The organism is Streptomyces sp. WAC06614 (assembly GCF_003949795.1).
GTDB lineage: Bacteria > Actinomycetota > Actinomycetes > Streptomycetales > Streptomycetaceae > Streptomyces.
Genome location: NZ_RPRY01000483.1, coordinates 1 through 3,818, shown reverse-complemented (window position 1 = coordinate 3,818; position 3,818 = coordinate 1). Strand labels below are relative to the sequence as shown.

Below are 3,818 nucleotides of genomic sequence, written 5' to 3'. Positions count from 1 at the left end.
GCTGGCCCTGCTGATCGGCGCGGCGCTGGGCGCGGCCGTACGGGCGGTGCGGCCGCGCCTCCCGCGGGCCGCCGGGGTGCTGGTGCCGGTGGTGGTCGCCGTGGCGGCGGTGGCGATGCTGCCGCTGATCCTGTTCAGCCGGAGCCAGTCCGGCCAGGTGTCGTGGATACCGCCGCTGACCTGGCACATGCTGATCGGCCCGGCGATCCTGCTGGCCGTCGGCGGGCTGGGGGCGTGGCTGGACCGGCCGCGGTCCGGCCGTCTGTCGGTCGCGGCGGTGGGGCTGCCGTTGCTGGCGGTGCCGCAGCTGGGGCTGATCGGGCTGTCACTGGTGCAGCCGCTGTTCCTGGACCGGTACGTGCTGTTCAGCATGCTGGGGCTGGCCCTGCTGATCGGCGCGGCGCTGGGCGCGGCCGTACGGGCGGTGCGGCCGCGCCTCCCGCGGGCCGCCGGGGTGCTGGTGCCGGTGGTGGTCGCCGTGGCGGCGGTGGCGATGCTGCCGCTGGAGCTGGCCAAGCGGTCGCCGGCCAGCCGGGTCGACGACGTGCTGGCCTCCGCCGCCGAGGTGGCCCGGCTGAAGGAGGCCGGGGACGCGGTGCTGTTCGTCCCGGCGGCCCGCCGGGACACCGCGCTGGTCACCCCGTCGGCGTTCACGGGCCTGGTGGACATCGCCCTGGAGCAGGGGCCGCTGGAGTCCGGGACGCTGAAGGGCGAGGAGGCGGACCCGGCGCGGATCCGGGCGGCGATGCTCGCCCAGCGGCGGATCCTGCTGGTGACGGACGCGGCGACGGTGGCCCGTCCGGTGTCGACGCAGCGGGACGCGGTGAAGACGGCGGTGCTGCGCGAGCACTTCCGGGCGACCGCGGACGTCCAGGTGCGCGGGCGCCGGGTGACGGTGTACGAGCGCACGGCGTGACGGCGTGACGCGTGACGGCGTGACGGCGTGACGGCGTGACGGCGTGACGGCGTGACGGCGTGACGGTGGTATTCACAGGGGATTCCTAAGGAGCCGGGGGTTCCGGTCACAGGTTGGCCCGGCAGGGTCGAGACATGATCCACCGTGCGCTCCACCGACAGACCCGGCGGGCCGGGCGCATCGCCCTGGCGATGGCCACCGTGTCCGCGCTGCTCACGCTGGACGTCTGCGACGCCGCGGCGACGCCACCGATGGGGGTGACCTCGGTGGCCGGCGCGGATCCGGCGACGGCCCGGGTGGGCGCCCTGTTCGCGGGGGGCCTGGACGGCGGCCACTTCTGCACCGCCTCGGTGGTGCGCAGCGCGGGCCGCGACCTGATCGCGACCGCCGCGCACTGCCTGGGCGCACCGGAGACCACGGTGTTCGTGCCGGGCTACCGGGACGGGGCGGCGCCGTACGGGGTGTGGCAGGTGACCGCGGTCGAGCAGGACCAGAGCTGGACCGGCGCGGAGGACCCGGACGCGGACATCGCCTTCGCCACGCTCGCCCCGCTGGACGGGCGCGACATCGAGGACGTGGTCGGTGGTTTCCCCGTCGACGCCGACGCCCCGGCCGATGCGCAGGTCACGGTCGTCGGCTACCCGAGCACCGTGGAGGAGCCGCTGACCTGCTCCAACGCCACGACCATGTGGAGCCCGACCCAGCGCCGGATCGGCTGCCCGGACCTCGCCGGGGGGACGAGCGGCAGCCCGTGGCTGGTCGACGGGGCGCTGGCGGGGGTGCTCGGGGGCTTCGAGGGCGGCGGGACCGAGGACGACATCTCGTACAGCGCGGTCCTGGGCGACCTCGCCGAGGGCCTCTACCGCCGCGCCTCGGCGGAGGCGGCGGACGGGACCGACGGCACGGTCTGAGGCGTCCGGAGGTGCCGGCCGGCCCGGTCAGTCGACCTCGAACCCGGGAACGAACTCCGGGGCGGCGAACCAGGTCGGCTCGTCCTTGAGCGCCTGCCGGATCCGGTCGCGGGCGAACTCCTGCATGTCCGGCAGCGACTCCACGTCGAACCAGGCCACGTCCAGCGACTCGGCGTCGTTGACCTTCGCCTCGCCGCCCACGGCCCGGCAGCGGAAGGTGATGTCCATGAACTGGACCTTGTCCCCGTTGGGGTAGACGGCCTGGCGGAGCATCTGCACCAGGACCACCCGCTCGGGCACGCAGTGCACGGCGGTCTCTTCGTACACCTCGCGCACGGCCGTGTCGGCGGGCTGCTCCCCCGGCTCGGGGATGCCGCCGACGACCGACCACTCGCCGTTGTCGGCGCGGCGGCCGAGCAGCACCCGGCCGCGGTCGTCGAAGACGACGGCGGTGACCCCGGGCAGCACGAGGAGCTCGGTGCCGGCCGTGGCCCGGATGGTACGGATCCAGTCAGGTGTGGACATGTCCCCGACCTTACGGGGTCGGCCGGCCACCCCGGGCGCGGACCCGGCGGGCCCCCACGGTGACCAGACCGGCGGCGGCGACGGCGAGCAGGACGTACTCGGGCAGCGCGCCGAACCGGGTGGCGGGGGTCGGGGAGGAACGCAGCGGGATCTCGGCGACCAGGGCGTCCGGCGTGAACATCTGCGTCTGCCGGACGACGGTGCCGTCCGGGCGGATCACGGCGCTGACCCCGCTGGTGACGGGCACGAGGACCGACCGGCTGTGCTCGACCGCGCGGATCCGGTCCATCGCGAGCTGCTGGTAGGTCATCTGGCTGCGGCCGAACGTCGCGTTGTTGCTGGGTACGGCGATCACCTGGGCCCCGGCCCGGACGGTGGAGCGGACGGCGTCGTCGAAGGCGGCCTCGAAGCAGGTGACCATGCCGACGCGGCTGCCGTTCATGGCGAACACGCCCGGTTCCGTGCCGGGGCCGAAGTCGCGGCGGACGCGGTCGACGTCGGAGCTGAACAGGCGGACCACGGCGCGCATCGGGATGCGCTCGCCGAAGGGCTGGATCTTCCGCTTGTCGTAGGTGTCGGTGGGGCCCTTGACCGGGTCCCACAGGATCATCGTGTTGCGCAGCGGTCCGGTCGCGGGTTCCAGCACCGACCCGATGGCGACGGGGACCCCGACGGCCTTGACGGCCCGGTCGATGACGGCGTACGCGTCGGGCTCGGTGTACGGGTCGAGGTCGGAGGAGTTCTCCGGCCAGACCACGAAGTCGGGCCGGGGGACCCGGCCCGCCCGGACGTCCTCGGCGAGCTGGAGGGTGCGCTTGGCGTGGTTGTCGAGGACCTGCCGGCGCTGGGAGTTGAAGTCGAGGCCGAGCCGGGGCACGTTGCCCTGGACGACGGCGGCGACGGCGGTGCCGTCCTCGGCCGCGTCGGAGACCAGCGGGCGGGCGGCGAGGGCCGCGCCGAGCGGGGCGGCCACGGTCAGGGCGGCGGCGAGGGCGGCGGCCCGCCGGGGATGGTCACGGGCCACGCGCAGCAGCTCGTACAGCCCGAAGCCGCACAGGGCGACGGCGAAGCTGAGCAGCGGGGTGCCGCCGACGGCCGCGAGCGGGGTGAAGATCCCGTCGGCCTGGGCATAGGCGAGCTTGCCCCAGGGGAAGCCGCCGAACGGGGCGCGGGCGCGCAGGGCCTCGCCCGCCACCCAGACGGCGGCGGCCCAGACGGGGAAGGCGGGCAGCCGGCTGACCAGGGCGATGCCGAGGCCGGTGAGGCCGATGAACAGCGCCTCGACGGTGGCCAGGGCCAGCCAGGGCACCGGGCCGACCTCCTCGCCGGTCCACACCAGCAGCGGCAGCAGGAAACCGAGCCCGGCCAGCAGCCCGAGCCCGAAACCGGCCCGGGCCCGGCGCCCGTGCAGGCAGCCGGCGAGCAGGGCGAGGGCGAAGGGGGCGAGCCACCACAGGGGGCGGCGC

General features: G+C 75.3%; 3 protein-coding genes and 1 pseudogene. 2 read left to right on the top strand and 2 right to left on the bottom strand.

Features of this window, described 5'->3' with window-relative positions:
• Both EF918_RS33590 and EF918_RS33585 read left to right on the top strand, forming a co-directional pair.
• Positions 1-916 (top strand): annotated as a pseudogene (locus EF918_RS33590) (hypothetical protein); the annotation flags it as partial.
• Positions 917-1,050: 134 nt separating this feature from the next.
• Complete coding sequence (locus tag EF918_RS33585) at positions 1,051-1,827, top strand: serine protease (protein WP_125652672.1); 777 nt, start codon at positions 1,051-1,053, stop codon at positions 1,825-1,827.
• Between the two features lie 27 nt (positions 1,828-1,854).
• Here the strand turns inward: EF918_RS33585 and EF918_RS33580 are convergent, their stop codons facing one another.
• Together EF918_RS33580 and lnt are read right to left on the bottom strand one after the other, a co-directional pair.
• On the bottom strand, positions 1,855-2,352 hold the full coding sequence (locus EF918_RS33580; RefSeq protein WP_125652671.1) for an NUDIX domain-containing protein: 498 nt from the start codon (positions 2,350-2,352) through the stop codon (positions 1,855-1,857).
• A gap of 10 nt (positions 2,353-2,362) precedes the next feature.
• On the bottom strand, positions 2,363-3,818 hold a 1,456-nt coding region (gene lnt, locus EF918_RS33575), incomplete at its 5' end, for an apolipoprotein N-acyltransferase (RefSeq protein WP_125652670.1).

Excerpts from the sequence above, each read along its gene's own strand:
- EF918_RS33585 (WP_125652672.1), top strand. The coding sequence starts at position 1,051 with ATGATCCACCGTGCGCTCCACCGACAGACCCGGCGGGCCGGGCGCATC.
- EF918_RS33580 (WP_125652671.1), bottom strand. The coding sequence starts at position 2,352 with ATGTCCACACCTGACTGGATCCGTACCATCCGGGCCACGGCCGGCACC.